Annotated in this window: 29 protein-coding genes; 17 read left to right on the top strand and 12 right to left on the bottom strand. The window is 71.9% G+C overall.

What is annotated here, in order from left to right; translation table 11 throughout:
• Positions 1 to 21 precede the first annotated feature (21 nt).
• Both mshB and F0L68_RS08510 read left to right on the top strand, forming a co-directional pair.
• Positions 22 to 900, top strand: coding sequence for an N-acetyl-1-D-myo-inositol-2-amino-2-deoxy-alpha-D-glucopyranoside deacetylase (mshB, locus tag F0L68_RS08505; protein ID WP_149848930.1), 879 nt, complete (start codon positions 22 to 24; stop codon positions 898 to 900).
• On the top strand, positions 897 to 1,346 hold the full coding sequence (locus F0L68_RS08510; RefSeq protein ID WP_149848931.1) for a hypothetical protein: 450 nt from the start codon (positions 897 to 899) through the stop codon (positions 1,344 to 1,346). Before mshB ends, F0L68_RS08510 begins: the two co-directional genes overlap by 4 nt.
• 30 nt (positions 1,347 to 1,376) lie before the next feature.
• Here F0L68_RS08510 and F0L68_RS08515 read toward each other — a convergent pair whose 3' ends face one another.
• Complete coding sequence (locus F0L68_RS08515; protein ID WP_223198605.1) at positions 1,377 to 2,159, bottom strand: GNAT family N-acetyltransferase; 783 nt, start codon at positions 2,157 to 2,159, stop codon at positions 1,377 to 1,379.
• 166 nt (positions 2,160 to 2,325) lie between these two features.
• On the opposite strand from F0L68_RS08515, the gene fdxA reads away from it, so the two are divergent.
• Positions 2,326 to 2,646: a ferredoxin gene (gene fdxA, locus F0L68_RS08520; RefSeq protein WP_149848933.1), complete on the top strand. Its 321-nt coding sequence runs from the start codon at positions 2,326 to 2,328 to the stop codon at positions 2,644 to 2,646.
• Positions 2,647 to 2,667: 21 nt separating this feature from the next.
• Positions 2,668 to 3,777 carry a succinyldiaminopimelate transaminase gene (gene dapC, locus F0L68_RS08525; RefSeq protein WP_149848934.1) on the top strand — a complete coding sequence of 370 codons (1,110 nt, stop codon included), beginning with the start codon at positions 2,668 to 2,670 and terminating at the stop codon, positions 3,775 to 3,777.
• 22 nt (positions 3,778 to 3,799) lie between these two features.
• On the opposite strand, the gene F0L68_RS08530 is transcribed toward dapC, so the two are convergent.
• From F0L68_RS08530 to F0L68_RS08545, 4 genes are all read right to left on the bottom strand, one after another.
• The gene (locus F0L68_RS08530; RefSeq protein WP_149848935.1) at positions 3,800 to 4,750 is read right to left on the bottom strand and encodes a CHAD domain-containing protein; all 951 of its coding nucleotides are present in this window, start codon (positions 4,748 to 4,750) and stop codon (positions 3,800 to 3,802) included.
• Between the two features lie 85 nt (positions 4,751 to 4,835).
• Complete coding sequence (locus F0L68_RS08535) at positions 4,836 to 5,090, bottom strand: hypothetical protein (RefSeq protein WP_149848936.1); 255 nt, start codon at positions 5,088 to 5,090, stop codon at positions 4,836 to 4,838.
• Positions 5,091 to 5,130: 40 nt separating this feature from the next.
• Positions 5,131 to 5,820: a RelA/SpoT domain-containing protein gene (locus tag F0L68_RS08540; protein ID WP_149848937.1), complete on the bottom strand. Its 690-nt coding sequence runs from the start codon at positions 5,818 to 5,820 to the stop codon at positions 5,131 to 5,133.
• 123 nt (positions 5,821 to 5,943) lie between these two features.
• The gene (locus F0L68_RS08545) at positions 5,944 to 6,405 is read right to left on the bottom strand and encodes a DUF6640 family protein (protein WP_149848938.1); all 462 of its coding nucleotides are present in this window, start codon (positions 6,403 to 6,405) and stop codon (positions 5,944 to 5,946) included.
• A 96-nt stretch (positions 6,406 to 6,501) separates the two neighbouring features.
• Here F0L68_RS08545 and F0L68_RS08550 point away from each other — a divergent pair, with 96 nt between their 5' ends.
• Positions 6,502 to 7,143 carry a TetR/AcrR family transcriptional regulator gene (locus F0L68_RS08550; RefSeq protein WP_149848939.1) on the top strand — a complete coding sequence of 214 codons (642 nt, stop codon included), beginning with the start codon at positions 6,502 to 6,504 and terminating at the stop codon, positions 7,141 to 7,143.
• 89 nt (positions 7,144 to 7,232) lie between these two features.
• Here F0L68_RS08550 and dapD read toward each other — a convergent pair whose 3' ends face one another.
• Positions 7,233 to 8,225: a 2,3,4,5-tetrahydropyridine-2,6-dicarboxylate N-succinyltransferase gene (dapD, locus tag F0L68_RS08555; RefSeq protein WP_223198606.1), complete on the bottom strand. Its 993-nt coding sequence runs from the start codon at positions 8,223 to 8,225 to the stop codon at positions 7,233 to 7,235.
• 47 nt (positions 8,226 to 8,272) lie between these two features.
• A complete protein-coding gene (locus F0L68_RS08560) occupies positions 8,273 to 8,671 on the bottom strand; it encodes a hypothetical protein (RefSeq protein ID WP_149848940.1) in 399 nt (132 codons plus the stop codon).
• 65 nt (positions 8,672 to 8,736) lie between these two features.
• On the opposite strand from F0L68_RS08560, the gene dapE reads away from it, so the two are divergent.
• Together dapE and F0L68_RS08570 are read left to right on the top strand one after the other, a co-directional pair.
• On the top strand, positions 8,737 to 9,816 hold the full coding sequence (dapE, locus tag F0L68_RS08565; protein WP_149848941.1) for a succinyl-diaminopimelate desuccinylase: 1,080 nt from the start codon (positions 8,737 to 8,739) through the stop codon (positions 9,814 to 9,816).
• 35 nt (positions 9,817 to 9,851) lie between these two features.
• Positions 9,852 to 10,643: an LOG family protein gene (locus tag F0L68_RS08570; RefSeq protein ID WP_223198607.1), complete on the top strand. Its 792-nt coding sequence runs from the start codon at positions 9,852 to 9,854 to the stop codon at positions 10,641 to 10,643.
• A gap of 87 nt (positions 10,644 to 10,730) precedes the next feature.
• On the opposite strand, the gene F0L68_RS08575 is transcribed toward F0L68_RS08570, so the two are convergent.
• Positions 10,731 to 11,066 (bottom strand): hypothetical protein, encoded by a 336-nt coding sequence (locus F0L68_RS08575; protein WP_149848942.1) that lies wholly within the window; start codon positions 11,064 to 11,066, stop codon positions 10,731 to 10,733.
• Between the two features lie 421 nt (positions 11,067 to 11,487).
• Here F0L68_RS08575 and F0L68_RS08580 point away from each other — a divergent pair, with 421 nt between their 5' ends.
• A complete protein-coding gene (locus F0L68_RS08580) occupies positions 11,488 to 12,036 on the top strand; it encodes an LOG family protein (protein WP_149848943.1) in 549 nt (182 codons plus the stop codon).
• Between the two features lie 116 nt (positions 12,037 to 12,152).
• Complete coding sequence (locus F0L68_RS08585; RefSeq protein WP_149848944.1) at positions 12,153 to 13,430, top strand: S53 family peptidase; 1,278 nt, start codon at positions 12,153 to 12,155, stop codon at positions 13,428 to 13,430.
• A 60-nt stretch (positions 13,431 to 13,490) separates the two neighbouring features.
• On the opposite strand, the gene F0L68_RS08590 is transcribed toward F0L68_RS08585, so the two are convergent.
• Positions 13,491 to 15,089, bottom strand: coding sequence for a CocE/NonD family hydrolase (locus F0L68_RS08590; protein ID WP_149848945.1), 1,599 nt, complete (start codon positions 15,087 to 15,089; stop codon positions 13,491 to 13,493).
• 159 nt (positions 15,090 to 15,248) lie between these two features.
• Here F0L68_RS08590 and folP point away from each other — a divergent pair, with 159 nt between their 5' ends.
• From folP to F0L68_RS08615, 5 genes are all read left to right on the top strand, one after another.
• Positions 15,249 to 16,118 (top strand): dihydropteroate synthase, encoded by an 870-nt coding sequence (gene folP, locus F0L68_RS08595; RefSeq protein WP_149848946.1) that lies wholly within the window; start codon positions 15,249 to 15,251, stop codon positions 16,116 to 16,118.
• A gap of 2 nt (positions 16,119 to 16,120) precedes the next feature.
• The gene (locus F0L68_RS08600) at positions 16,121 to 17,050 is read left to right on the top strand and encodes a glucosyl-3-phosphoglycerate synthase (RefSeq protein ID WP_149848947.1); all 930 of its coding nucleotides are present in this window, start codon (positions 16,121 to 16,123) and stop codon (positions 17,048 to 17,050) included.
• Positions 17,051 to 17,120: 70 nt separating this feature from the next.
• Positions 17,121 to 17,447 carry a PadR family transcriptional regulator gene (locus tag F0L68_RS08605; RefSeq protein ID WP_149848948.1) on the top strand — a complete coding sequence of 109 codons (327 nt, stop codon included), beginning with the start codon at positions 17,121 to 17,123 and terminating at the stop codon, positions 17,445 to 17,447.
• A 61-nt stretch (positions 17,448 to 17,508) separates the two neighbouring features.
• Positions 17,509 to 17,898 carry a DivIVA domain-containing protein gene (locus F0L68_RS08610; protein WP_149848949.1) on the top strand — a complete coding sequence of 130 codons (390 nt, stop codon included), beginning with the start codon at positions 17,509 to 17,511 and terminating at the stop codon, positions 17,896 to 17,898.
• A gap of 133 nt (positions 17,899 to 18,031) precedes the next feature.
• The gene (locus tag F0L68_RS08615) at positions 18,032 to 18,610 is read left to right on the top strand and encodes a DNA-3-methyladenine glycosylase I (protein WP_149848950.1); all 579 of its coding nucleotides are present in this window, start codon (positions 18,032 to 18,034) and stop codon (positions 18,608 to 18,610) included.
• Between the two features lie 122 nt (positions 18,611 to 18,732).
• Here the strand turns inward: F0L68_RS08615 and F0L68_RS08620 are convergent, their stop codons facing one another.
• The gene (locus F0L68_RS08620) at positions 18,733 to 19,539 is read right to left on the bottom strand and encodes an enoyl-CoA hydratase-related protein (protein ID WP_149848951.1); all 807 of its coding nucleotides are present in this window, start codon (positions 19,537 to 19,539) and stop codon (positions 18,733 to 18,735) included.
• 84 nt (positions 19,540 to 19,623) lie between these two features.
• Positions 19,624 to 20,424 carry a PaaX family transcriptional regulator gene (locus F0L68_RS08625; RefSeq protein WP_149848952.1) on the bottom strand — a complete coding sequence of 267 codons (801 nt, stop codon included), beginning with the start codon at positions 20,422 to 20,424 and terminating at the stop codon, positions 19,624 to 19,626.
• 303 nt (positions 20,425 to 20,727) lie between these two features.
• Between F0L68_RS08625 and F0L68_RS08630 the strand changes: the two genes are divergently transcribed.
• Both F0L68_RS08630 and F0L68_RS08635 read left to right on the top strand, forming a co-directional pair.
• Positions 20,728 to 20,895: a DUF3117 domain-containing protein gene (locus F0L68_RS08630; protein WP_149848953.1), complete on the top strand. Its 168-nt coding sequence runs from the start codon at positions 20,728 to 20,730 to the stop codon at positions 20,893 to 20,895.
• A gap of 189 nt (positions 20,896 to 21,084) precedes the next feature.
• Positions 21,085 to 22,590: a leucyl aminopeptidase family protein gene (locus F0L68_RS08635; protein ID WP_149848954.1), complete on the top strand. Its 1,506-nt coding sequence runs from the start codon at positions 21,085 to 21,087 to the stop codon at positions 22,588 to 22,590.
• A 244-nt stretch (positions 22,591 to 22,834) separates the two neighbouring features.
• Here the strand turns inward: F0L68_RS08635 and F0L68_RS08640 are convergent, their stop codons facing one another.
• Positions 22,835 to 23,743 (bottom strand): LysR family transcriptional regulator, encoded by a 909-nt coding sequence (locus F0L68_RS08640; RefSeq protein ID WP_149848955.1) that lies wholly within the window; start codon positions 23,741 to 23,743, stop codon positions 22,835 to 22,837.
• Positions 23,744 to 23,806: 63 nt separating this feature from the next.
• Here F0L68_RS08640 and F0L68_RS08645 point away from each other — a divergent pair, with 63 nt between their 5' ends.
• Entirely contained in the window at positions 23,807 to 25,135 is a 1,329-nt protein-coding gene (locus F0L68_RS08645; protein ID WP_223198608.1) for an MFS transporter, read from the top strand.
• Positions 25,136 to 25,869 lie beyond the last annotated feature (734 nt).

Below are 25,869 nucleotides of genomic sequence, written 5' to 3' on the forward strand. Positions count from 1 at the left end.
CCAGGGAACTACGCTGATCCGGTGACGCTCACCGCCCCGCCCAGGTTGCTCCTGGTGCACGCGCATCCCGACGACGAGAGCCTGTGGACGGGCGGCACGATCGCCCGTTACGCGGCGCAGGGCGTGCACGTCACGGTGGTCACCTGCACCCTCGGCGAAGAGGGCGAGATCATTCCCGACGGCCTGCGCGAACTGGCCGCCGACTCGGCCGACCAGCTCGGCGGCTACCGGGTCGCCGAACTGCGCTCCGCCTGCGCCGCGCTCGGCGTCACCGACCACCGGTTTCTCGGCGGCATCGGCCGCTGGCGCGACTCCGGCATGGCCGGTGTCCCGGCCAACCGGCACCAGCGGGCCTTCGTCGCAGGCGGGATCGAGCAGCAGGTCGCCGAGCTGACGGTGATCCTGCGGGAGGTCCGCCCGCAGGTCGTGGTGACCTACGACGCCTTCGGCGGCTACGGCCATCCCGACCACATCCGGGCCCACGACATCACCACGGCCGCCGCGGCCGACTGCGCCGACGTCGACCGCGTGTTCCACGCCGTGACCTCCAAGCGGGCCACCGAGGACGGCGCGGCCGCGCTCGCCGACCTGGCCGGCCTCCCGTTCCGGCTGCCGGAGCCCGGCGAGCTGCCGGTCGTGGAGGACGAGCAGATCACCACCGTGATCGACATCGTCGGGCACCTGTCGGCCAAGCTGCGCGCCCTGCGCGCGCACGCGACGCAGATCAGCGTGTGGCAGGACGACACCGGCGGCGCGAGCTACGCGCTGTCCAACGGGATCGCCCAGCCGGTCGTCGACGCCGAGTACTACGTGCTGGCCAGGGGGCCCGTCGAGGGCACCTCGGCCGACCTGTTCGGCGGGCTCGGCCTGCCGGGCGGTGAGCCGGCCCAGGACCGATGACCGTCGTCAGGGCGGTACGCGAGATCCGCCGGTACCCGGACTGGGCGCTGTTCGTGCTCCTCCTGGTCGACGCCGCGGCGCTCGCCACCATCGAGCTGTTCTTCCTGCCGCTGCGGCTGGACGGCACGTTGTTGCCGAAGATCGGCGACCTGCCCTTCCCGATCACCGCGCTGCTCGCCGCCGTCACCACGCCGTGGATGGTGGTCAGCGCGGCCAAGGCCGCGCCGAGGCTCGCGGTGGCCGGCGCGCCGTTGTTCGTCTGGCTGCTGACCCTCGGGGTGCTCGGCTTCGTCGGGCCGAGCGCGAACACCATGCTGCTCGCCGACTGGCGGACGCTGCTGCTGCTCGGCGGGGGCGCGCTGCCCGGCGCGATCGCGCTCGGCGGCGCCATCGGCAAGGCCACGCCCCCGACGCGTAAGGCCACTGCGCCTATTCGCCGTGAATAGCTCTCGGGGCACAGCCACGCCCCAGACGCGTCAGGCGCCCGCCGGCGACCAGTAGCGGTAGCGGTGGTGCTCGATGCAGCCGAGCGAGACGTAGAGCCGCATGGCGGCGTCGTTCGGGTCAGCCACCTGGAGCACGCACCGCGACGCGCCCAGCGCCAGCGCCCAGCCGGCGAGCGCCGCGAGCAGCGTCCTGGCCAGGCCCCGCCTGCGGTGGTCCGCGCGCACCGCCAGCCTGCTGATGTGCAGGAGGTCGCCGACGATCGCGCCGCGCACCACGCCGACCGTCTCGCCTCCCACCGCCATCGAGCCGAAGCCCACGGTGGTCCCGCCGGTCAGCACGTGCAGCGCGGCCGCGCTCGGCTCGCCGCCCTCGGCCAGCGCCAGCCAGCCCTCCGACGCCGTGCCGCGCACGATCGCGCCGCTCGGGTGGGTGCCGGTCGGGTCGATGCCGGTCAGATCGGCACCGGCCGGGTCCGCGTCGCGCAGTCCGGCGAGGCCGCCGGTCAGCACCGCGACACCGGGCTCGCCGGGGTCGTGCGCGCTCATCCGCCACCCCGCGTCGGCGATCTCCTTCTCTGTGACGGAGTCCAGGACCGCCATCGCCAGCGGGGCGATGCCGTGCCCATCGGCGAATCCGATGGCCAGCCGCAGCGCCTCGGGCACCGGGATCCCGGGGTCGCCCGTGGCCAGGGCGCTGTTCGCACGCCCGGTGAAGCCGCCAGCCGCGCGCAGTCGCCACTGGCCAAGGGGCTGGTCCACCAGGGCGGGCCACGCGTCGGCGCAGTGGTGTTCGAGAAGCACGGTCGGGTCCACGCCCCGCATGGTGCCCGGTGAGCCGTTCGGCCAGCTTGTGATTTACCGCACGACTCCGATATCACTGGGTCGGGGGAGGGATCCGCTCGGCGAGAGGGATACTGAAGAGCGTGCCGCGTACCCTCCCGCTTGCGCGGCCGGACCGGAACAGGAGCAGGAGAGCCCAGTGACCTATGTGATCGCCGAGCCCTGCGTCGACGTACTCGACAAGGCGTGCATCGAAGAGTGCCCCGTCGACTGCATCTACGAGGGCGACAGGATGCTCTACATCCACCCCGACGAGTGTGTCGACTGCGGTGCCTGTGAGCCGGTCTGTCCGGTCGAGGCCATCTACTACGAGGACGACGTCCCCGACCAGTGGAAGGACTACACCAAGGCCAACGTCGACTTCTTCAACGAGCTCGGTTCGCCGGGTGGTGCTTCCAAGGTCGGCAAGGTCAGCGCCGACCCGGAGCTGATCAAGAACCTCCCGCCCCAGGGCGAGTGACCTAACCGCAGCGAGGGCACGATTTTCGACCGCACAGCAGTACGCAGGGGGCCGGCGCTGCCGGACTTCCCCTGGGACTCGTTGGCCGACCAGGCCGCCAGGGCGCGTTCGCACCCCGACGGCCTGGTCGACCTGTCCGTCGGCACCCCGGTCGACCCGGTTCCCCAGCTCCTCCAGGACGCGCTGGGTTCCGTCGCCGACCAGCCCGGCTACCCGGCCACCCACGGCACCCCGCAGCTGCGCGCCGCGGTCGTCGAGGGGTTGCGGCGGCGGCACGGGATCGACGGGCTGGACGAGGCTGCGGTGCTGCCGACCATCGGCTCCAAGGAACTGGTCGCCTGGCTGCCCACCCTGCTCGGGGTCGGCAGGGGCGACATCGTCGCCATCCCCGAGCTGGCCTACCCGACCTACGAGGTCGGCGCGCGGCTGGCCGGGGCCGAGGTCGTGCGGCTCGCCGACGGGGAGGCCCCGCCTGCCGGCACCGCGCTGGTCTGGCTGAACTCGCCGTCCAACCCGACGGGCCGGGTGCTCGACGCCGAGGCCATGGCCGCCTCGGTCGAGGCGGCCCGTTCGGTCGGCGCGGTGGTCGCCTCGGACGAGTGCTACCTGGCACTCGGCTGGTCGGCCGATCCGGTGTCCGTGCTGCACTCGTCCATCCACAGTGGACGGATCGACGGCCTGCTCGCGGTGCACTCGCTGTCCAAGTCCTCCAGCCTCGCCGGTTATCGGGCCGGCTTCGTCACCGGCGATCCCGGGCTGGTCGCCGGCCTGCTTGAGGTGCGCAAGCACGCCGGGATGATCGTGCCCCGGCCAGTGCAGGCCGCGATCACCTCGGCGATGGCCGACGACGTGCACGTCGCCGAGCAGCGGGACCGCTACTTCGCGCGCCGAGCCGTGCTGCTGCCGGCGCTGCGGGCCGCGGGTTTCACCGTGCGGCACTCCGAGGCCGGGCTGTACCTGTGGGCGACCCGGTCCGAGGGCGCGTGGCAGACCATCGACTGGCTCGCCGAGCGCGGCATCCTGGCCGCGCCTGGCACGTTCTACGGCCCGGCGGGCGCGGAGTTCGTCCGGATCGCGCTGACCGCGTCGGACGAGCGGGTCGCGGCGGCGGCCGTACGTCTCACCAGCTAGCTGTCCGGATCGCGCCGACGTCTCACCGAGTCGCTGTCCTGCCCTTGCGGGCGAGTCGCGAGTTCAGCAGCGGGGTCGTGAGTTCGGACCTGCCCAGCACCAGCCGGGCCCGCCGATCCACCTCCGTCCACGCGGCAGGCCAGTCCGCCACGTACACCGAGCGGCGCGCGCAGGCCCGCTCGACCAGCCGGCCCGCCACGAACGCGGTCGCGTCGGCGCGCCTAGCCGAGTTGGAGGCAGAGACAGAGGCGGTCAACAGTCTCCGCACCTCGGCCTCGGCGACCACCGAGTCCTGGTGCGCGCCGAGCACCTCCTGGAGCGCGCGGGTCGCGGCGACCAGCTCCCGCGCGGCCTTTCCCCCGACCGGCGCCACCAGCTCGGCCGTGTAGCGCAGCCGCTTGCCCTTGATCCGGATCTCGTGCAGCGCCTCGTCCGACGGATGCTCGCCAGCCCGGTCGACGGCCCGCCGCAGCGCGCGCAACGGCCGGTCGAGGATGTGCAGCGGGGGAGCGTCCGGGGTGCCGAGCACACCGGCCTCGGCCGAGGCGACCGACCGCAACAGGCGGGTGTAGCGGGGACTGCGCAGGGCCAGCCGCAGCCGTTTCCTTGCCTGCTTTCGTTCGGTCCGCAGGGTCGCCAGCAGCGACTCGACCGCGGCCTGCTCCTTGGGCGGGAAACCGGCGGCCTCGGTCAGCAGGGCGTCGAGCAGGACGTCCGCGTCCCGCACCGGCCCGAGCGTCTGGCCGAGCCACCGCAGCTCGGCGCGCAGCCCGGCTGCCCAGTCCGCGGCCAGTTCGTCCGAGGCCACCGCGAGCACCGCCCGAAGCCGCCGAACGGCCACCCGCATCTGGTGCAGGTCCTCGGGATCGTCCCCGAACGCCGCGCCGTCCTCGTAGTGGCGGAGCGCCGCGAGGCGCTCCCGAACAGCCGCGCGGACCAGCTGCGGCACGGCCGTCGACTCGCCGGTTTCCATGGCACACCAGTCTAGGTGCCGTGAGGCAGATCACGCCCAGGGCAATTGGGCGGTACTTCCGGTATGTCCGCTGGACTTCAGCAGCTCAGGCCGCCGCGACGACGTCCCTGAACCGCTGGATCAGCTCAGCCGAGCTGAGGAAGTAGCGGCCATGGGTTTCGCGCAGTGTCTCTGTGGAGTCGGCGCTGAGGACAACGATTTCCATGTCGTCGTACTCGGACGTGCGCTCCAGCGCGAACCGACGGCGCATGGCTGTGTGAAGGTCGTCGTACGGCTCTTCCAGCAGGAGCCGACCGGCTTCCCGCTGATAGACGAGCACGACATGCACCATGTCAGTCATCGTAGCGACTCCAGCATCGTTTGGACGTCATTGAGTCTGCTCAGGACCTCGCTACGGGACTTCCCGGTGGCAGGTGTCCCTGTCGCGGTTTCAGCCTCGGCCCGTTCGATGGCGTCAATCTGACCAGCGAGCATGCGGAGCAGATGGACCAGGGGCTGGGCACTGGAGACCGCAGCCGAGTCGGCAGGCCATTCGCCATATCGAAGGCCCTGCCGAGCTTGTCGGACGTTTGCTCGAACTGTTCAGCCCAGCGGTGTTGCAGCTCTGTCCTGACCTGCACCTCGATCAGAATCCCGTCGCGCTGCACCTCCAGGTGCACGGCGCGGTATCCCTCACGCGGATCAATGCGGCGGTCGATCAGCTTGGGCGTATGTGCCTCGGTGGTGAACAGTTCTGCTGTCTGGCGGACCACCTCGTCCTGGTCGGTACGGGGGCCGTGCACGACAACGCGCAGGCCGGCGAGATCCCTGATCTGGGCGATGGAGTGGAGATGCGCGTGGCGGTCGAGCTTCTCCAGCGTGGTTTTCAGGGTCTTCACTCGCGGTGCCATCGGGCGCGCGTGAGGCAGGTCCGCGCACAGGGCTTCGACATCGTGATATGCCCTGGCCGGAACGTCGGCGTAGTAGAGCAGCACCTCGTCAAGCGCGCTCCGGTCGGCAGGCTGAGCAGTCCTGTCGCGGAGTCGTCGGGTCAGTTTCTTCAGTTGGTTGCCTGACAGCGGCAAGGTCATGTCTGCGACGCTATGGACCGTCACCGACAGGAATTGGCTCGGTGGCGGTCCACGCTCGATTCTTAGCTCGATGGTGCGAACTGTTGCAACGGCCGCCGTCGGGACGGCCGAACGGCGACGGCCTCAGGCGGCGGCCCTTCGCCGACCCGCGGTGGCGAGCAGTACCGCGACGGCGAGGAGCACCAGCGTCAGCAGCGCCTCGAAAACCTGGCCGTGCATGCCGAGCACGAACCGGGTCGCGCCTCGGAACTCCGGGTCGTAGGTGGCGGTGCCGGGAAACAGCATGGCGGGCAGCATGCTCGCCCACGGGATCGCCGAGATGCCGGCCGCCAGCAGCAGGTTCGTATGCGTGTCGCCCCGCCTCCTGGCGAGCAGCACGAGCGCGAGGGCGCCGATCAGCAGCGACATCACGATGTACTGCGCGTCGTGGAACTTGGCGTGCGGGGGCCAGTTGCCGTTGAACATGTGCTGGTCGGCCGTGTCGGGCAGGACCAGGTCGAAGACGAGTGCGCCGAGCCCGGTCTCGACGGCCATGACGGCGACCAGGATCCGGGCCGGGCTCCAGTGCCGGAACGATGCGTTCATGTCACGAGACTGTAGTCACTACATTTTTATGGTTGCTACATGACTGGTGTCACACCAATCGTGTAGTCGAGGGAGCCGCGACCTACGCTCTGCGCCATGGCAGAGACGACGACCGGCCGGCGGGATCGGAAGAAGCAGCAGACCCGGCAGGCCATCGGCGCGGCGGCCATGCGGCTGTTCCTGGCCAGGGGCTTCGACGCGGTCACCGTCGCCGATGTCGCCAGGGAGGCCGACGTGGCCGTCCAGACGGTGTTCAACCACTTCCCCACCAAGGAGGACCTGTTCCTCCAGGAACGCGCCGACTTCGTGGCGCTGCCCAGCACCGCCGTCCGCGACCGTCGGCCGGGCGAGTCGGTCGCGCAGGCCCTGGCCGACGGCTACCTGCGGCTGCTCGACGGCTACCAGGCCGTCGGCCTGCTCCCGCAGAGCGTCGAGTACCTCAGGGCGCTGGACGCCAGCCCCGCGCTGCGCGGGCGCGAACTCGAGCTGCGCCGGGAGCGCGAGGAGCTGCTCGCCGCGACGCTCGCCGAGCGCGAGCCGACGCCGGGAGACCCGCTGCGCCCGAGGCTGGTCGCCGCGCTCGCCTCCGCCGTCGACCGCGTGCTCGACCAGGAGGCCCGCCGCCTGCTGGTCGCGGGCGAACCGGCCGACTCGATCCGCGCGGCGATGACCCCGTTGGCGCGCAGGCTGTTTGGCGCGCTCGACGCCGCCGCAGCCCACTGGGACAGCGGCGCGTAGCCGGGGCAGCGTGAGACGAGAACGGGACCGTCGCCGAGCCTGGGCAGGCTCGGCGACGGTCCCGGGATCGTCGGCGGGGCGGTGGAACGTCAGTCGTTGGAGTGCAGCGCGGCGTTGAGTTCGATGCCGGTTCCCTTGCGGGACACCGCTTCCACGGCGCCCGTGGTGGAGTTGCGGCGCAGCAGGAAGCCCGAGGCCCCGGACAGCTCGCGCGCCTTGACCACGCGGCCGTCGGCGAGCGCGACCTTGGTGCCCGCCGTCACGTACAGGCCGGCCTCCACCACGCAGTCGTCGCCGAGCGAGATACCGACCCCGGCGTTCGCGCCGAGCAGGCAGCGCTCGCCGAGCGAGATGGTCTCCTTGCCGCCACCGGACAACGTGCCCATGATCGACGCGCCGCCGCCGACGTCGGATCCGTCGCCGACCACCACGCCTGCCGAGATCCGGCCCTCGACCATCGAGGCGCCCAGCGTGCCGGCGTTGAAGTTGACGAAGCCCTCGTGCATCACGGTCGTGCCGGCGGCCAGGTGCGCGCCGAGCCGCACCCGGTCGGCGTCGGCGATGCGGACCCCGGTCGGCAGCACGTAGTCGACCATCCTCGGGAACTTGTCCACGCCGTACACGGTCACCTGCCCGCGCGACCGCAGCCGCAGCCTGGTCGCCTCGAAGCCGTCCACCGCGCACGGGCCGTGGTTGGTCCACACCACGTTGGCGAGCAGGCCGAAGATGCCGTCGAGGCTCTGACCGTGCGGCCGGATCAGCCTGTGCGACAACAGGTGTAGCCGCAGCCACACGTCGTGGGTGTCGGCGGGCACGTCGGCCAGCTTGGCGATCCCGGTCCGCACCGCGACGACCTCGACGCCGCGCGCCGGATCGGGGCCGAGCAGCCCGGCCACGTCCGCACCGAGCGCGGCGACGGCGTCCTCGGTGGACAGCCGCTCGGTGCCATGGGCAGGCGGATCGCCGAGTTCGGGCGCCGGGAACCAGGTGTCCAGCACCGTGCCGTCGGGGGTCAGGGTGGCGAGGCCGACGGCGTGCGCGCCGGTGCTCGTGGGGTCGATGTCCACAACTGCGCTGCTCACGGCACCACGGTAGCCGGGCCGCCCGCCGCGGCGTCGCCGGAGTGCGGCTACTTGGTGGTGAGGCCGGTCTCGACGCGGGGTAGCGCGGTGCGCATGGCGTTCAGGGCCTGCGTGCAGGTCGGCACCGGCGCGTCGGACGCGTCGCACGAATTCTGCTGGTAGGCGTCCGCGCCGGCCTGGAGCGCCTGCACCGCGTCGAGGCCCGCGCTGTTGCCGGCCAGCTGGGCGCGCAGGTCACCGGTCGCGATGGCGACCTGGGCGACGTACCTCGCGCAGTCGTGCACCACCCGCTCGGCGGCGACCGTCTGGCACTGGTCGGCCTCCAGCGCCCTGACCTTCACCAGGAGCCGCTCGGCCTGCACCGGGTCGGCCGAGTGGGTAGGGGTGGTCTGCGGACCATCCGACCCGGACGAGCATCCCGCAACCAGCGTCAGGAACACAGCCACCGCGACAACACCCCGGCCAATCACACCGCGAGGCTAGCCCCCTCGCCGATGGGTACGGTGCGTGCGTGTCCGTTGAACTGAACCTCTCCGCCGATCCCGTCGAGCTGACCGTCGCGCTGGTGAACACCCCCAGCGTCTCCGGCGAGGAGGCGGAGCTGGCTGACGCGGTGCAGCGCGCGCTCGTCGAGCAGGCCCCGCACCTGGAGGTCGTCCGCTCCGGCAACACCGTGCTCGCCCGCACCAACCTCGGCCTGCCGGCCCGCGTGGTGCTCGCCGGGCACCTGGACACCGTGCCGCTGAACGACAATCTGCCGTTGCGGCGCACCGGTTCCGGCGAGGACGAGCTGCTGCACGGCTGTGGCACCGTCGACATGAAGGGCGGCGACGCGGTGTTCCTGCACCTCGCCGCGACGCTCACCGCGCCACGGCACGACCTGACCTTCGTGTTCTACGACTGCGAGGAGATCGAGGCGACGCGCAACGGCCTCGGCCGCATCGAACGGGACCTGCCGGACTGGCTGGCAGGCGACCTGGCGATCGTCGGCGAGCCGTCCAACGGCGTGGTCGAGGCCGGCTGCCAGGGCACCATGCGGATCGAGCTGCGCACCACGGGCGTGCGGGCGCACCCCGCGCGGGCCTGGATGGGCGTGAACGCGATCCACGCGGCGGGCGAGGCGTTGCGGCGGCTGGAGTCCTACGAGCCGCGCAGGGTGGAGATCGACGGCTGCCACTACCGGGAGGGCCTCCAGGCGGTGCGGATCGCGGGCGGCGTCGCGGGGAACGTGGTGCCGGACGAGTGCGTGGTCACCATCAACCACCGGTTCGCGCCGGACCGCTCGGTCGCCGACGCCGAGGCGCACCTGCGCGAGGTGTTCGACGGCTTCGACGTCACCGTGGTCGACTTCGCCGGGGGCGCGCTGCCAGGACTCGGCGCGCCGGCCGCGCGGGAGCTCGTGGCGGCGGCCGGCGGCGAGCCGGTGGCCAAGCTCGGCTGGACGGACGTGGCCAGGTTCGCCGCGCTCGGCGTACCGGCGGTGAACTACGGACCTGGCGACCCGCTGTTGGCGCACAAGCAGAACGAGTACGCGCCTGCCGCGCAGATCCGCCGCTGCGCGGACGTGTTGCGCCGCTTCCTGACGGGCTGAGTCGCCGGGTTTCCGGCAGCTCTACACTCCCCGGGGTGAGCCCCGAGAACGATCAGTCGGCGAGCAACCACATCGACGAGCACCCCAAGGAGAAGCAGCGCGGACCCGTGGTCCTGCGCCGGTCCCCTCGGGCCGACGAGACCACGACGACCGACCAGCGGCTGCTCGACTCGCGCGGGCCGTCCGACTGGGTGCACACCGACCCGTGGCGGGTGCTGCGGATCCAGGCCGAGTTCGTGGAGGGCTTCGGCGCGCTGGCGGAGGTGCCCAGTGCTGTGACGGTGTTCGGCTCGGCCCGCACCCAGCGCGACCATCCCGAGTACGAGACGGGCCGCGAGCTGGGGGCCGCGCTGGCCAGGGCGGGCTTCGCGGTGATCACCGGCGGCGGGCCCGGCGCGATGGAGGCGGTGAACCGGGGCTGCTCGGAGGCCGGCGGGCTGTCCATCGGCCTCGGCATCGAGCTGCCGTTCGAGCAGGGCCTGAACCCGTGGGTCGACCTCGGGGTGAACTTCCGCTACTTCTTCGCCCGCAAGACGATGTTCATCAAGTACGCGCAGGCGTTCATCTGCCTGCCTGGCGGCTTCGGCACGCTCGACGAGCTGTTCGAGGCGCTGACCTTGGTGCAGACGAAGAAGGTCACCAAGTTCCCGGTGGTGCTGTTCGGCACGGAGTACTGGGGCGGCCTCTACGAGTGGCTGCGGGCGTCGGTGTTCGGCGGCGGCAAGCTCAACGAGAAGGACATGGAGCTGCTGCACCTCACCGACGACATCGACGACGCGGTGCGGGTCGTCCAGGACGCCCACCGGGCCTGGGGCGACACGCACTGAAATGAGGCGCCGGGAGTTGTGCTCCCGGCGCCTCATTGCGTTCGTTCCGGCCGAGTGGAGGTGCCCTTCGGTCGGCACGGACAATGGTCAGCCTAGCAGGGCGCGAAAGGGCCAGTGCACGTTTCCGTTGCCGCCGCCACCGTTACCGGCGCCGACGTTGTTCCCGTTACCGCCGTTGCTGTTGGCGTTTCCACCGTTGTTGTTGTTACCGACGTTGTTGCCGTTTCCGCCCGTATTGCCGGAACCGTTGATGTTGCCGTTTCCGTCCTGGCGCTGGTTGTGGCTCAACACGTCGACGGACACGAGATGGGTGTCGAGCACGTCGCGGCTGGGCGCGCTCTGGGCGGTGGTGGCGAATGCGGGCGCACCGATCAGGGTGAGACCTGCGACTGCGGCGGCGACGGTGAATGCCTTCTTCAGCATCAGTTGTTCTCCTCGTCGATGGTCAATCGAGCTCGCCCTCGGCGGGACATCGCCTGCGGTGAATTGGTGTTTCTCCGCTGTCTGCTCCGGACAATCGCAAGGTACCAACGAAATCGTGGTTAAGGTAAATTACTAACGCGATCGGGTGGTCACTCCTTCGTGCTTGACGCGTAACTCACAGGTGGCTTTCCGTATTTGGATTTCCGCAAAAGCGCTGATCGGACACCTGGTCGTGGGTCGGGTAGTTGTGTCGGCGACGAAATCGCACCGTAATGATCACATCGCGTAGCGTGACCGGTGGCGAGGGTGGGTGCCCCGGGTGCCGTAGCGGCCTCACGCGCCCGTGTCGCCGACCCACACGCAGACGACCACCCGCCGATTCGTACGCTGGGGCGCCGCGACGGATCCGGGGGTGCTGGCCATGGTCAACAGAGAGTTCACCGTTTGTGTCTACTGCGGGTCCCTCGACACGGTTCCGCAGAGTTACCTCGACCTCGCCACGGCGGTCGGCGAGGGCATCGCCGCGCGCGGATGGTCGCTGGTCTGGGGCGGTGCGACCGCGTCGATGATGGGGGCGGTCGCCAGGGCCGCCCGCGCTGGCGGCGCGCGCACGATCGGGGTGATTCCGCAGGCCCTGGTCGACCGCGAGATCGCCGACCGGGACGCCGACGAGCTGATCGTGGTCAGCGGCATGCGGGACCGCAAGGCGCGGATGGACGAGCGCGCCGACGCCTTCCTCACGCTGCCCGGCGGCCTCGGCACGTGCGAGGAGCTGTTCGAGATGTGGACCTCGCGCTACCTCGACATGCACCGGCGCCCGGTCGTGCTGCTCGACGTCGACGACCACTACAAGGGGATACTGGCCTGGATCGACGAACTGCGGTCGCGCGGTTTCGTCTCCGATGTCGCGCTCGGCGCGCTGACCGTGGCCGCCGACGTCGACGCCGCCCTGGCCGCCTGCGCTGGATAACGCAGCCAAGAACAGCCGTTCGACCCTGTCGAGGGACTTCGTCGAGACAGTTCAATCGGTAGCCGATCACACACGCCCCGCGATCGGTTCGTCCGGTGTGTCCCGAAGGAGACGACATGACGTCACGTAGACGCGGCCACGTGCTGTTGGCCGCGGTCCTCGCGTTAGGCACGTGCCAGCTGGTCGCGGTGGCGCAGGCCGGCGCCGCTCCGGCGCCGCAGGCCGCCCAGCGACCAGCCAGGCACGTGTTCAGCACGGCCGCGGCCTCGTTCCGGGGCGCGGTGACCCCGGAGCAACGGGCCACCCGCCTCGAGGCCGCCGCGGCCGGCCTACCCCGGTTGACCCAGGTGTACAACGTCCCCGCGCTGTGGAACAACGGCATCACCGGCGCCGGCAGTACGGTGGCCGCCATCGACTCCTACGGCGACCCGGACATCAAGAAGGTCATCGACACCTACGACCAGGCGCACAACCTGCCGCCGGCCGACATCTCCATCCTCGCGCCCGCTGGCGCGGTGCCGGGCTGCACCGACCAGGGCGTCGACACGGCGACCTGCGAGAGCTGGCGCGGCGAGACCGACCTCGACGTGCTGATGATCCACATCATGGCCCCGGCCGCGCACATCATCATCGCGGCGACCCCGGTCGCGGAGACCGAGGGCTTCACCGGCCTGCCCGAGATGATGTACGCGATCGACTACCTGCGCGAGCACAAACTCGCCGACGTCATCTCGATGAGCCTCGGCGCGACCGAGGAGACGTTCCCGTCGTTCGGCTCGATCAAGGTCCTCGACCCCGCGCTGACCAGGGCCAACAACGCGGGCATCACCATCGTGACGTCCACCGGCGACCAGGGCGCCACCAGCCCGGTGCTGACCGGCGACGGCCTCTACCCCTACCGGGTGGTCCAGTGGCCCGCCTCCGACCCGAGGGTCACCGCGGTCGGCGGCACCGTGCTGCACCTTGACGCGAACTACCACCGGACCTCGCCCGACACCCTGTGGCCCGACTCCGGCGGCGGGCTCTCCAAGGCGTACGCGCGGCCCAGCTGGCAGAACGGCGTCGCGAAGATCACCGGCAGCTCGATGCGCTCCCTGCCCGACCTCACCATGGAGGGCATCAGCGGCACCTCCGAGTCGGCTCCGCTGTTCGCCGGCGTGCTCGCCCTCGCCGTGCAGCTGCACCACGGGCCGCTCGGCCAGATCAACCCCGCGCTCTACCGGATGGGCCCGCGCGGCACCGAGGCCGGCATCGTGGACGTGACCACCGGCGACAACTCCTACGGCGGGGTCACCGGCTACACCGCCAGCAAGGGCTTCGACGTGGTCAGCGGCTGGGGCACCATCGACGCGGCGCGCTTCGTGCCCGCCCTCGTCGACACCCTCCGCCACTGACGTGATGAAGGGCCTCTGCAAGACATCCAGTGTCTTGCAGAGGCCCTTCAGGTCACCGCTCTAGAAGCGCAGCCAGGACGGGTCGGCTGCCGGCGAGCTGAACGACACGGTCGAGCCGATGGTGCTGGTGCTGCGGTACCGGGCGTCCATGGTGTCCACCGCGAGGACGAGGTGGTGGCCGGCCGGCACGTTCCAGTAGATCGGCTCCAACGCGAGGTCGACCGCCTGTGCGACACCGGGTTTCGCGTCGCGGAGGCTGATCGGCTTGTGCGTGATCAGCGAGCCGAGGCCGATCGCGTCCACGTCGTAGAGGTAGCCGAACAGCGAGGTGTTCGCCGCGCTCGGGGTGACCGTGACGTGCAGCCGGGGCGCGCCGCTGACGGTGGTCGCGGTCGGGTAGTCGGGGCTCGACCAGACGCCGGCCGCGCCCCGGTCGATGAACGGCACCGACACGCCGGTCGGGACGTTCAGGAAACCCTGGAGCGTGCCGGCGACGAACGCGGTGCCGCTCTCGGCGATGGTCGGCCAGCCCGCGTTGATCCGGTAGTTCCAGTTGCCGGCCGGGGCCGCGCCGAGCGCGCCGGTCGGCGGGTCGACGAAGAACTGCGACACCGGCTTGCCCAGGTACCGCGTGCTCTGCTGCGCGGACACCGACGGCCAGTCCGGGAAGCCGCGCCAGTCGCCGCCGTTGGCGGGCTTGAGGCTGACCGGGCTCTCCCGGTCGATGCCGTTGTCGACGCCGCGCAGGTAGTGGTCGAACCACCGGCCGGCCGACGCCCAGATGTCGTTGGGCAGGCCGGCCGCGCCGAACAGCTCGGGGGTCGCGTGGTCGCCTGGCGAGAGCATCAGGCGCTTCGGGCCGGTCAGCTTCTGGTAGAAGTCGGTGAGCTGGCTCGGCGGGAAGAACGAGTCCTCCCAGGCGTTGCCGAGCATGATCGCCGGGTGGTTCGCGTTGATCGCGTCGATCCGGTTGGCCGCGGAGCGGGTGGCGGCCAGCGGCAGCGCGTGCGCGAAGTCGTTGGCCAGGTAGTCGTTCTGGATGGACTTCAGGTCGGCGCCGGGCCTGCCGGTCAGGTTGCCGAGCGCGAGCAGCAGCGCGGCGCCCTGCTCGTTGACGGTCGTGTTCGGGTACATCGAGGCGATGAGGTCGGTCCAGCCGCTGAGCGCGGCGACGGCCTTGACCCGCCGGTCGGCCGCCGAGGTGAGCAGGCTGATGCCGGCGCCGTAGGAGATGCCGCCCATGCCGATCTTGGCCGGGTCGGCCTTGGTGTTGGCCAGCGCCCAGTCGATGACCTTGCTGGCGTCGGCGATGTCGGGCGCGCCAGCCACCTCGATCTGGCCGCCGGAGTCCCAGAACCCCCGGCTGGTGTAGCTGACCACGACGTAGCCGGACTCGTAGGCGAGCTTGGCGGCGGCCCCGACGTACTCGATGTCCAGGACGCCCCAGCTCGACGGCATGACCAGCACGGGGAACGGGCCGTCGCCCCGGCCGGTCGGCTGGACGACGAACGCCCGGATCGGCGTGCCGCCGTCGCCGAGGATGGTCTGGTAGCTGACGGTGAAGCCGGGTGTCGCGGCCGTGGCGGCGGTCGGGCTGACCAGGGTCAGTCCGAGTATCGCCGCGAGCGCGGTGCCGAGCAGGGTCATCCAGCTGCGCACGGAGGTGCCTCCGAAACATGACGTGGGTCACAGGGGTTACCGGTGAGTAAACGAGTGCTACTCGGAAGTAGCAACGCGCTGTGACGCAGTTCACACGATGGTGACGCGAGTTTCACCACTCGGGGTGAGCGGCCGGCCGGCGTGGCACGATCGGATGTTGTGACCCCGCTCCGGTTCGGCAAGCGCGACGTGCCGCAGGACCGCGCCCTGGTGATGGCGATCGTCAACCGCACCAGGGACTCCTTCTACGACCGCGGCGCGACCTTCGCCGACGACGCGGCCATGGCCGCGGTGGACCGCGCGGTCGCGGGCGGCGCCGACATCGTCGACATCGGCGGCGTGCGGGCGGGCTCGCACGGCGAGGTCGTGGACGCCGAGGAGGAGGCGCGCCGGGTCGTGCCGTTCGTGGCCGCCGTCCGCGAACGCCACCCCGACCTCGTGATCAGCGTGGACACCTGGCGGCACGAGGTCGGCAGGCAGGTCTGTGCGGCCGGCGCCGACCTGCTCAACGACACCTGGGCCGGCGCGGACCCCCGGCTCGCCGAGGTGGCCGCCGAGTTCGGCGTCGGGATCGTCTGCTCGCACACCGGGGGCCTGCCGCCGAGGACCGACCCGCACCGCGTGCGCTACTCGGACGTCGTCGCCGAGGTCGTCGAGGAACTGGTCACGCGCGCCGAGCGGATGGTCGCGCTCGGCGTGCCGGCCGAGGGCGTGCTGATCGACCCGACCCACGACTTCGGCAAGAACACCTGGCACGGGCTCGAACTGTTGCGCAGGCTGGACGAACTCGTCGGCACCGGCTGGCCCGTGCTGATGGCGCTGTCCAACAAGGACTTCGTCGGCGAGACGCTCGGCGTCGAGCTGCACGACCGGGTCGACGGCACGCTCGCCGCGACCTCGGTCGCCGCCTGGACCGGCGCGCGGGTGTTCCGCGCGCACGAGGTGCGGCAGACCAGGAAGGTGCTGGAGATGGTCGCCAGCATCGCGGGCGCCCGGCCGCCGGCCCGCGTGCTGCGAGCGCTGGCCTGACCGTGCTCCCCGAGACCGAACGTTGGTTCGCCGACCACACCTGGCACGGTCCACAGTGGACTGTCGAGGAACTGGTGCGTGCCAAGGGCTCCCGCACGGTCAGCGTCGTGCTGCCCGCGCTGAACGAGGAGCGGACGGTGGCCGCCGTGGTCGCCGTGGTGCGCCCGCTGCTCGGCACGCTCGTCGACGAGCTCGTCGTCGTCGACTCCGGCTCGACCGACCGGACCGCCGCCGAGGCGGCCGGTGCCGGCGCGCGGGTGGTGCGCAGGACCGACGTGCTCACCGACCTGGAACCCGTGCCGGGTAAGGGAGAGGTGCTCTGGCGCTCGCTCGCCGCGACCACCGGGGACCTGCTGGTGTTCCTCGACTCCGACCTGGTCGACCCCGATCCCGGGTTCGTGCCGGCGCTGCTCGGGCCGCTGCTGTGCGGGCGGGGCACCCACCTGGTGAAGGGCTTCTACCGCAGGCCGTTGCGGCTGGAGAGCGCCGAGGTCGGCACGGGCGGCGGTCGGGTCACCGAGCTGGTCGCCAGGCCGCTGCTCGCCGCGCTGCGGCCCGAACTCGCCGGCATCGTGCAGCCGCTCGGCGGCGAGTACGCCGGCACCAGGGAGTTCCTCGAGTCGGTGCCGTTCGCGGCGGGCTACGGCGTGGAGATCGGCCTGCTGCTCGACGCGCACAGCCGGCACGGCCTCGCCGGCCTCGCGCAGGTGAACCTCGGCGTGCGCAAGCACCGCAACCGCTCGCTGCTGCAACTCGGCGTGATGGCCAGCCAGATCCTGGGCGCCGCGCTGGCGCGCTGCGGCGTGCCGAGACAGTCGGACAGCCTGACCCAGTTCAGCCAGGTGGCCGGCGAATGGCTGCCGGACACCGTCGAGGTCGCGGTGGCCGACCGCCCGCCGATGCGCGAGGTCCTCGGCCGCGCGTTGCCCTAGCCGCGCCCTGCCCTAGTCGCCTGCCGTTCTGGCCCGCCCGCTGTTGCCAGCATCCATACACTTGCGACGCATGAAGTCGGATGCGTTGCGCGGACATCTGGACGCGCTGCTGCTGGCCACGCTGGAGGGCGGGCAGCTGCACGGCTACGCGATCATCGACGCGCTCCAGGCACACAGCGGCGGCGTCCTCGACCTGCCGACGGGCACCGTCTACCCGGCACTGCGCCGGCTGGAACGGGCCGGGTGCGTGTGCAGCGAGTGGAGCACCGTGTCCGGCCGGGAGCGGCGCACCTACCGGCTGACCGGCGTCGGCCAGCGGGTGCTCGCGCAGGAACGGGTCGCGTGGCGCGAGTTCACCTCGGCCATCGAGGGCGTGCTGCACCCGAGCGCGTCGTGACGGTCATCGCGAAGCGACGGCGGCCTGCGAGGCACGGGCGACTTCTGCCACGATCGTTCCCGTGACCACCGCGCTGATCTACCTCGTCGTCATGATCCTCGTGGCGGCTGTGGTGTTCCTGTTGGCCTCGGTCGTCTTCGGGCGGGGCGAGGAGCTGGCCCCGCTGCCGCCGGGCGCCTCGCCGACCAGGCTGCCCTCGTCCGGGGTGACCTCGGACGACGTGCGCGGCCTCCGGTTCCAGCAGGTGCTCAGGGGCTACAAGATGACCGAGGTCGACTGGGTGCTCGAGCGGCTCGGCGGCGAACTGGACGAGCTGCGGGCGAGGGTGGCCGAGCTGGAGGACAGGCTCGATGACCCGGTCGAAGGCGGGTCCGACGGCGTGGTGACCTCGCCGAACGGCGCCCAGGAGGTGCCGGTCGCGCCGGAGCCCGATCGGGGCGGTCCGGCCTGACCCGACCGACCTTCGATGTGAGGTGCGCCACACAAGTGCCTCCGTTTGCCGCGTCGAGGTGTTCCAGACAGAGCAGCGTGGTGTCGATCGCCGCGCCGGTGCACGTTCACGAGAAACGCGAAGGGATACGCAGGTGGCTGACGGCGAGCTGGTCGGTGCGGACGGCCGGCCCCGCTGCGCGTGGGGCAACACGGCGGAGATCTACTGGGCCTACCACGACGAGGAGTGGGGCGTTCCGCTGCGCGGCGAGGTGGAGTTGTTCGAGCGGCTGTCGCTTGAGGCGTTCCAGTCGGGGCTGTCCTGGCTGACGATCCTGCGCAAGCGGGAGGGGTTCCGCCGCGCGTTCGCGGGGTTCGAGCCGGCCAGGGTCGCGGAGTTCGGGCAGGCGGACTTCGATCGGCTGATGGCCGACGTCGAGATCGTCCGCAACCGGGCCAAGATCGACGCGGTGCTGCGCAACGCCAAGGTGGTCGTCGAGCTGGACGAGCCGCTCGACGAGTTCCTGTGGTCCTTCGCGCCGGACAACTCCGGCAGGGTCCGCCCGGCCACCATGGCGGACGTGCCCGCGGTGACCCCGGAGTCCACCGCGATGGCCAAGGCCTTGAAGAAACGCGGATTCGCCTTCGTCGGGCCGACCACGTGCTACGCGCTCATGCAGGCCACCGGGATGGTCGACGACCACATCGCGTCCTGCTGGCGCGCCACGGCCTAAGAGCTCCTAACACGATGGCGTTCGACTGGGAGTCACTCCGTCGGACAGTCATTGTGTTAGGAGCTCTAAGGCTGACCGGTCGGCAGTGGGCGAGCGCTCGACACGCCCACCGCCGAACCGCCTCAGCGTCCGGTGAACTCCGGCTTGCGCTTGGCGACGAACGCCTCGACGGCCTCGCGGTGATCCGCGGTCACGCCCGCCTCGGCCTGCGTGCGGGCCTCCACGTCCAGCGCGCCGTCCAGCGGCTCGCCGGCAGCGGCCAGCATCGCCTCCTTGATCTTGGCGTAGGCCGTGGTCGGGCCTGCGGCCATCCGGCCGGCCAACTCCTGCGCGGTGGCCAGCACCTGCTCGTCGGGCACCACCACGTTCACCATGCCGATCCGCAGCGCCTCCTCGGCCCCGACCGGCTGGGCGAGCAGCATCATCTCCATCGCCCGCCCGTACCCGATCAACCTCGGCAGCGTCCAGGACGCGCCCGAGTCGGCCGTCAGCCCGACGTTCGCGAACGCCATCAGGAACTTGGCCGACTGGGCGGCGATCCGGATGTCGCTGGCGTACGCGAGCGACGCGCCCGCCCCCGCCGCCGTGCCGTTGACCGCGGCGATCACCGGCTTGGGCATCGTGGTGATCGCCCGCACCGTCGGGTTGTAGTGCTCGTCGACCGTCCTCAGCGGCGCGGGGTCGCCTGCCTGCAACAGCGCCACGTGCTCGCGCAGGTCCTGCCCGGCGCAGAACGCCTTGCCGGTCCCGGTCAGCACGACGGCCCGCACCGAGCTGTCCTCGGCCGCGTCCCGCAGCGCTGCGAGCAGGTCCTCCTTGAGCGCGACGGTCAGCGAGTTGTACGCGTCGGGACGGTTCAGCGTCAGCGTGCGGACGCCGTCGACGTCATCGATCAGCAACACGGCTTCGGACTCGTTCTCGGCGGACAAGGGATTCCCTCCGGTTCGTCGGTGCTGCTCACTCACTGCTGCCTACCCGATGTCGACCGCCCGATGCGGCGCATGAGATGCCGCTCACGCGGTCGACTCGGCGCGTCCGCCCCCGGTGAGGCAGGCGTCCACATACTCGTCGACGGCCGGCGCGAGGCGCGCCGTGTGCTCGTCGAAGAAGGCCGCGGCCGCGCGTCCCGGCCAGTCCTCAGGCAGCAGTTGGCGCGGCAGGCCGGGATCGCGGAACAGGAACTTCCGCCACGAGTGCAGCAGCCGCTGCGAGGCGCCGAACGCCTCGGCAGGCGCCGAACCGTCCACAGCGGACACCGCGGGCGCCCAGCTCGTCACGAACTCCGCGTAGTCGCCGCCGAGGGTCGCCAGGTCCCACGCCTTCGCCGCGAGCGCGGTGTCCGGGCCGTCGTGCTCGCCGTGGAACGTGCTCGCGGCCACCTCCTCGGCGGCCAGCAGGTCGGCCAGCTCCGGCGACGGCCTCGGCGCGACCCAGGTCACCGGGCCGAGCGAGCCGTAGCCGAGCAGTTGCAGCGAGGACGCCAGCCGCTCGCGCGAGTCGCGGCCGGGCAGCTCCTCGAGCACCACGACGTGCCAGCGGCCGTCCCAGGTGGACGGTCGGGTCCGGTAGATCCTGGCGGCGGCCTCGTCCAGCCGCCGCTCCGCGCGCGGGGTCAGCGCGTAGCCGGGGCCGTCCGGCAGGCGCACCGGCCGGAGCCAGCCCTGCCGGACCGTGCGGGACACCGCGGTGCGCACGGCGGGCGCGGCGAAGTCGAGTGGTTCGAGCAGCCGGACCAGGGCAGCGATCGTCGCGGCCCCACCTCGCGCACGGAGGTGCCCGCCGTAGACATCGAACAGCGCCGATCGAGCTCGCACGACGGTCGAGTCTGTCAGCACCGAGCCGAGTGGACCAGCGCGCGGGTCCTCCTTGACCCGGTCCGAGTGGATCAGGTGATCGGGTCACGACACGGTGACGGTGCGACGCGGTCGTGAAAGCCTTTGCCGGGCAGTGATCCTGGCTCTGATCAGCGGTGGAACAAGATCCAAATGGTGGTTCGGGAACGTCCGAAAGATCGGTTCGGTTTCGCGGCTGAGTCTGTATGGGGGAGAATGGCGTCGGAACCGGCGGCTCTGTGGGCGTGCCGGGCGGGGAAGATTTCTGACGGAGGGAGCACGCTCATGGCGGCCATGAAGCCCCGGACCGGCGACGGTCCCCTCGAGGTCACCAAGGAAGGGCGCGGCATTGTGATGCGCGTCCCGCTCGAGGGTGGTGGGCGCCTCGTCGTCGAGATGTCGGCGGAGGAGGCCAGCAACCTGGGCGATGCCCTGAAGGCTGCCGCCGGCTGAGCCTGCGCTGCGCGGGTCGACGTCCGTCAGCATGTCGAAGGCCCGGAACACCCGGCGAGGGACGGCCCCACGGGCTGCCCGAGCCACCCGCCCCGGTTTCCTGCGAAGCCGGGGCATCACTTCGTCGTTCGGCCCTTTCCCCGAGCGGCGATCACGTCAGCGCCCGCGTGGCGGTAGGAGGCCAGTCCAGTGCGCACCCCGGTGCCGACCGTACCCACCCCGACCATCGACGTGGAGGTGGTCGAGTCGGCGCGGCGTGGCGTGCCGAACGTTGTGTTGGCCACCCCGTCCAATGACGGCGGAGCGCCCGCGTTCGGCCCCGGCGGCGACCGGCTGTCCCAGGACTGGCTGCCCGTCGCCGGTGTGACCGGCAAGGCGGGCGAGGTCGCCGCGGTGCCCGGTGGGCGGACCTCCGACTGGGTGCTCGGCCTCGGTGACGGCGCGCCACGGGCCTGGCGGTCCGGCGGCGCGGCGCTCGTGCGAGCGGTCGACCAGCGCGCGAAGGCCGACCAGGCCGAGGGCCGCACCGTCCCGAAGGCGATCCAGCTGCTGCTGCCCGCCGATGCGGACGCGGAGCGCGTCGGTGCGCTGGTGCTCGGCGCCGCGCTCGGCGGCTACCGGTTCAAGGTGACCGGCGAGGAGCCCGCGCCGAGGGTTGGCACGCTGCGCCTGGTCGCGCCGGCCGGCGCCGACCTGGCCACGCTGACCGAGGCGGCGAAGCTCGCGCTGACGTCGGCCGCGGCCACCGCGCTGTCCCGCGACCTGGCGAACACGCCGTCCGACGTGAAGGATCCGGAGTGGCTGGCCGGCACGGCGGCCCGGCTCGCGGACCGGCTCGCCGGGCTCACCGCGACCGTGCGGGACGAGCGTTGGCTCGCGGAACAGGGCTTCGGCGGGGTGCTCGCCGTCGGCGGCGGTTCGGTGCGTCCCCCGCGCTTCCTCGAACTGAGCTGGAAGCCGCGCGGCGCGAGCGGCCAGCACCTGGTGTTCGTCGGCAAGGGCATCACCTTCGACACGGGCGGCATCTCGATCAAGCCCGCCGACGGCATGCACCTGATGCGCACCGACATGTCGGGCGGCGCGGCCGTGATCGCCGCGCTGCTGGCCGTCGCCGAGCGCAAGCTGCCGGTGCGGGTGACCGGGCTGGTGCCGTGCGCGGAGAACCACGTGTCCGGCACGGCCTACCGGCCTGGCGATGTGGTGCGGCACTACGGCGGGACGACCACCGAGGTCACCAACACCGACGCCGAGGGCAGGATGGTGCTCGCCGACGCGCTGGCGTACGCGGTGCGCAGGCTCAAGCCGAGCGTGCTGGTCGACGTCGCGACGCTGACCGGCGCGATGAAGGTGTCCCTCGGGCTGCGCACCGGCGGCCTGTTCGCGACCGAGGACGAGCTCGCCGAGCGGATCACCGCGGCGGGCGCGCGGGTCGGTGAGGCGTGGTGGCGGATGCCGCTGCTGGACGCCCACGCCGAGGACGTGCGCGGCGACCTGGCCGATGTCCGCCAGTGCCCGCCGGGCCCCGGCGGCATCACGGCCGCGCTGTTCCTGCGCGAGTTCACCGGCGACCTGCCGTGGGCGCACCTGGACATCGCGGGCCCGGCCCGGTCGGAGAAGGTCTACGACGAGGTTGTGCCGGGAGCCACCGGTTTCGCGGCGCGGACTCTGGTGGAGCTCGTCGCCTCGTACGCCTGAGCCGTCCACTTGTCGGCGACTCGGTTCGCCTACGACCTGGTTCGCCTACGACCTGGTTCGCCCGCGACCCGGTTTCTCCACAACCTGGTCGGTTGTCCACACGCCGCCGTGCTTCGGCCCCGTCGCCGGTGATCGCCGATAGACTGGCCAAGGGCACGGCCCCCGGTGGTGGGTGGGGTATGTCCTTGGGGCGTGGTGTTTCGCGGTTTGGCTGGGTTCGCGGCCTTGTGCGGCTGAGCCGGGTCTAGGTGCGAGTCGTGCGCGCGTAGTCGCGGAACGCGCGCACGGCCGGAGCCAGCGGGTGACCGGCCGCCCACACCAGGCCGATGGTGCGGGCGGCTCTTGGGGTGAGCGGCAGTTCGACCACGCCGGGCAGTGTCGAGGGCTCCGCCGCCGGGAGCATCGCGACGCCGAGCCCGGCGGCGACCAGCCCGCGCACGGTCTCCGTCTCCTGCCCCTCGAAGGTCATCCTCGGCGTGAACCCCGCCTTCGCGCACAGCTCGTCGGTGATCTGCCGCAGCCCGTAGCCCCGTTCGATACCGACGAACTCCTCCTCGGCCAGCTCGGCGATCCGCACCCGCCGCCGCCCGGCCAGCCGGTGCGCCGCCGGCACGACCAACAGCAGTTCCTGCTGCCGCAACGGAACGTGCCGCAGGCCTGGCTCGCCGACCGGCAGTGGCGCGACCAACGCCAGGTCGACACCGCCGGAATCCAGCTGCGCCAACACATCCCGGTTGGACGACTGCACCAGCCGGAACCGAACCGACGGGTGCAGCTCGCGGAATCCCCGCACCAACTCCGGCACCAGCGACCGGCCGAGCAGGTGCAGGAACCCCAGCACCACGTGCCCGTGCTCCGGGTCGCTCTCCTCCACCGCCCGCCGGCAGCCGGCCTCGAGCGGGCCAAGCGACCTGGCGGCCGCGTCGGCGAGCTGCTGCCCCGCCCTGGTCAGCCGCACGCCCCTGCCGGACCTGACGACCAGCGGCGTGCCGAGTTCGGCACCCAGCGCGGCCAGCCACCGGCTCACCGTCGGCTGCGGCATGCCGAGCAGCTCGGCGACCCTGGTGACGTGCTGCTCGGTGGCCAGCGCCCGCAGCATCGCGAGCTTCGGGGCGACGGCGGTGACCAGGCGCTGCGACCTTTCATCCAACATTGTATGAATGGTGCCACTTTCCCGTATTGGACGTATTGATCGGCCGCCCCTAGCTTCGGGTCCGTGGACTCGGACAGGGCACGGCTTCGGCGGATCACGTTGGCGGTCACGGCGGCCGGGCTGGCCGCGTTCGCGTTGCTGTACGCGCCGCAGGCCGTGCTTCCGCAGCTGGCCGCCGAGTTCGGGCTGCGACCGGGCGGCGCGTCGCTCGCGGTCAGCGCGGCCACCGGCGCGCTGGCGCTCACGGTGCTGCCGATCGCGGCCCTGTCCGAGGTGGTCGGCCGCCGGCCGGTGATGATCACTGCGGTGGTGGTCGCCGCCGTCCTCGGGCTGGCGCTGCCGTTCGCGCCGTCCTATCCGGTGCTGATCGCGCTGCGGGTGGCGCAGGGCGCCGCGGTGGCCGGGCTGCCCGCGGTGGCCATGGCCTATCTCGCCGAGGAGGTCGGCGTCGCCGGGATCGGCGCGGCGATCGGCGCGATGGTGGCCGGCAACAGCGTCGGCGGCATGTCCGGGCGGCTGCTGTCCGGCTTCTCGGTCGGGTGGCTCGGCTGGCGCGGCGCGGTCGCCGCCGTCGGCGTGTTCGGCGCGGCCTGTGCCGTGCTGCTCGTGATCTGTCTGCCGCGCCAGCGGAGCGGACGTCGGGCCGCCCGGCGGACGACCTCGGTGCTCGGCGGGCTGCGCGCCGCCGTCTCGGACCCGGTGCTGCTCGCCCAGTACGCGGTCGGCGCGCTGGCGATGGGCTCGTTCGTCGCGCTGTACAACGTGATCGGCTTCCGGCTGGCCGCTCCGCCGCTGTCGTTGTCGCCCTCGGTCGCGTCGCTGGTGTTCCTCGCCTACGCCGTCGGCGGGGTGTGCTCCGCGCTGGCCGGTCGCGTCGCCGACCGGCTCGGCCGGGTGCCGGTGCTGCTTGGTGCGCTCGCGGTGACCGTGGCAGGCGCGCTCGTCACGCTGCCCGACGCGGTGCCGGCGGTCGCGGTCGGCTTCGCGCTGTTCACCGGCGGCTTCTTCGCCGCGCACTCGGTGGCCAGCGGCTGGGTCGGGGCGCGGGCTCCCGCGCACGCGCGGGGTCAGGCGTCCGGGCTCTACCTCGGCGCCTACTACCTGGGCAGCAGCACGGGCGGCACGGCCGGCAGCGCCGCGTTCGAGGCCTGGGGCTGGGGCGGCCTCGTCGCGGTGTCGGGTGGCTGGCTGGCCGTCGCGGCCCTCGCGGTGCTCGGCGCGCGCACGGCTCAGAAGTCGAGCGGCACGTCGATCGGCTGCCCGGAGGGGGCGAGCGTGGTGTCGCCGATCGTCGGCAGCGTCACCTTGCCAGCGGTGAGCCCCAGCTTGACCGACCGCACGTCCACCGGCACCTCAACGACCACCGCGATCGGGAAGGTCCCGCCGTCGTAGCGGACTCCGACCTGCGGGGCCTGCGTGCCGTCCGGCAGCGTCACCGAGATCAGGCTCCTGGTCAGTTCGGCGCCCGGCGCGACGGGCAGGTCCTTGCCCCGCACGCTGAGCTGAATCTCCAGCAACGCCCTGTTCGGCGCCGAGGCCAGCGCCATGGTGTGGCCGTTGGGCGAGCGGACCGGTCGCTGCCGGCCGAACCGGAGCGCGGCGATGCCCAACTGCCCCTCGGTCGCGCCGGCCGCGGTGGTCGCGGTGATCTGCTGGGTCGCCTTCGGTGTGGTGGCCGTCGAACCCCTGCGCAGCAGCCCGGACGGCGGGGCCGGATCGTGGACGCCGGTCGCCAGCAGCATGCCCTGTTCGAGCGACTGCACGCCGAGCGTGTTGAGCATCAGCCTGTCCGCGGTGGTGCCGATGGGAACGGTGTAGACGACGACGATGTTTCCGTTGGCCGGCAGGCGATCCGCCGGCAGCCGCTGGCGTCGGCCTGGGATGTCGAGGGACAGCTCCGACAGCTGCGGCGCCCAGCCGTCCCAGGTGGGCTGCTGGAACGCGCCCTGGTCCCGGCCCGGCGTCTCGACGTGCAGCCGCAGCACCCGCAGGGCGAGGCCGTTCTCGGGGCGCAGCGTGCCGTCACCGGTCTGGAAGGACTCCGGGCTGCCCGTGCCGAGGACCTGCGCGGACACCAGGTCGTCGCGCAGCAGTTCGTCGGTCGCCGTCAGGCCGGTGTGGTCGAT

The sequence above is a fragment of the Solihabitans fulvus genome (assembly GCF_008386585.1).
GTDB classification, from domain to species: Bacteria; Actinomycetota; Actinomycetes; order Mycobacteriales; family Pseudonocardiaceae; genus Solihabitans; species Solihabitans fulvus.

What these genes read in the sequence shown, in the direction of transcription:
- F0L68_RS08510 (WP_149848931.1), top strand. Translation starts at nt 897, where the DNA reads ATGACCGTCGTCAGGGCGGTACGCGAGATCCGCCGGTACCCGGACTGG.
- F0L68_RS08530 (WP_149848935.1), bottom strand. Translation starts at nt 4,750, where the DNA reads ATGGAAACCGGCGAGTCGACGGCCGTGCCGCAGCTGGTCCGCGCGGCT.
- F0L68_RS08535 (WP_149848936.1), bottom strand. Translation starts at nt 5,090, where the DNA reads ATGACTGACATGGTGCATGTCGTGCTCGTCTATCAGCGGGAAGCCGGT.
- F0L68_RS08540 (WP_149848937.1), bottom strand. Translation starts at nt 5,820, where the DNA reads ATGACCTTGCCGCTGTCAGGCAACCAACTGAAGAAACTGACCCGACGA.
- F0L68_RS08545 (WP_149848938.1), bottom strand. Translation starts at nt 6,405, where the DNA reads ATGAACGCATCGTTCCGGCACTGGAGCCCGGCCCGGATCCTGGTCGCC.
- F0L68_RS08550 (WP_149848939.1), top strand. Translation starts at nt 6,502, where the DNA reads ATGGCAGAGACGACGACCGGCCGGCGGGATCGGAAGAAGCAGCAGACC.
- F0L68_RS08575 (WP_149848942.1), bottom strand. Translation starts at nt 11,066, where the DNA reads ATGCTGAAGAAGGCATTCACCGTCGCCGCCGCAGTCGCAGGTCTCACC.
- F0L68_RS08580 (WP_149848943.1), top strand. Translation starts at nt 11,488, where the DNA reads ATGGTCAACAGAGAGTTCACCGTTTGTGTCTACTGCGGGTCCCTCGAC.
- F0L68_RS08585 (WP_149848944.1), top strand. Translation starts at nt 12,153, where the DNA reads ATGACGTCACGTAGACGCGGCCACGTGCTGTTGGCCGCGGTCCTCGCG.
- F0L68_RS08605 (WP_149848948.1), top strand. Translation starts at nt 17,121, where the DNA reads ATGAAGTCGGATGCGTTGCGCGGACATCTGGACGCGCTGCTGCTGGCC.
- F0L68_RS08630 (WP_149848953.1), top strand. Translation starts at nt 20,728, where the DNA reads ATGGCGGCCATGAAGCCCCGGACCGGCGACGGTCCCCTCGAGGTCACC.
- F0L68_RS08640 (WP_149848955.1), bottom strand. Translation starts at nt 23,743, where the DNA reads ATGTTGGATGAAAGGTCGCAGCGCCTGGTCACCGCCGTCGCCCCGAAG.